The sequence below is a fragment of the Aestuariivivens sp. NBU2969 genome (assembly GCF_019931125.1).
Taxonomy (GTDB): domain Bacteria; phylum Bacteroidota; class Bacteroidia; order Flavobacteriales; family Flavobacteriaceae; genus Aestuariivivens; species Aestuariivivens marinum.
This window is the reverse complement of record NZ_JAIOUU010000056.1, coordinates 1-1,105: the sequence shown is the minus strand read 5'-3', so window position 1 is coordinate 1,105 and position 1,105 is coordinate 1. Positions and strand designations below refer to the sequence as shown.

Below are 1,105 nucleotides of genomic sequence, written 5' to 3'. Positions count from 1 at the left end.
GTTAGGCACAATTAAATAATTCAACATATGAAACCATCTATCTACTCATTATTCCTTTTTACTTTAACAATACTAAGTTGTAATCAACAAAACTCAAACAATAACATTGACGTCTCTGAAAAGACAAATGAACAATTACCAAATTTAACTTATAATGATTCGAATTTATTTCCTGGTGATGGTAGTTTACTTCGAGCTGAAGATGGAGTATCATTGGAAGATGGACGAATTATCGTAGTTGACCAAGCAAAAGGTCTTCGATTAATACAAAAAGATGGCTCTAATCGACCATTTGGTGATTTTTCCGCAGCAGGTTTCCTTCATCTTCCCCCAGAGCAAATAGCAGGACCGAATGGAATGATTTTAGAACACGATGGTCAACATGTCTTAATGTCTGATATTACAGACGGGAAAATTTATCGAATAAATATAAACACTGAAAAAGTCGAATTGATTTATGATCATCCGTATGGCGTGAATACGATTTATAGAGATAAAACGGGAGCATTATGGTTTTCTCAATCTGCAGAGAACAATAATATGGGCGAAATGTTTCAAGCTGCTAATTTACCTGTCCCTACTGGTGCTGTTTTTAGAATGAATGATTTAAAAAGCACTCCTGTTAAAATTTTGGATAGTCTTTACTTTGCGAATGGGATAACCATGGATTCAGATGAAAAACACTTGTTTGTCGCTGAAACCATGATGGATAGAGTGCATAAATTAGAAGTTGATAATAAAACTGGTGAAGTAAATTATATTGGTGTTGCCGCTAATGTCGGAACACCAGATAATTTATTAATTGATAATGAAGGTCGATTAATCGTGGCATCTCCATTATATAATCAGGTAATTGCAGTGGATTTTAAAAGGAATTCTCAATATATAATTTTTGATGGTTCCACTAAAGATAATTTAAAGATTACAAATGAATGGAAAAGAAGAAGTCATTTAGGTATGGAGAGACTTGAATTAATTTCTCCAGATTTGTTTAATCCACTTCCAGGATTACTTACAGGAATGTTCTATTCAAATGATGGTCAAACTCTATACATAGCAAACTTAGGAAATGATCTTTTGAAATTAGACTATAAATAACTGTGCC

Annotated in this window: 1 protein-coding gene; it reads left to right on the top strand. The window is 33.0% G+C overall.

From position 1 onward, the window contains the following. Positions 1 to 27: 27 nt before the first annotated feature. Complete coding sequence (locus K7G79_RS14670; protein ID WP_223552347.1) at positions 28 to 1,098, top strand: SMP-30/gluconolactonase/LRE family protein; 1,071 nt, start codon at positions 28 to 30, stop codon at positions 1,096 to 1,098. Positions 1,099 to 1,105 lie beyond the last annotated feature (7 nt).

Coding starts and splice junctions, on each gene's coding strand:
- K7G79_RS14670 (WP_223552347.1), top strand. CDS start 28: ATGAAACCATCTATCTACTCATTATTCCTTTTTACTTTAACAATACTA.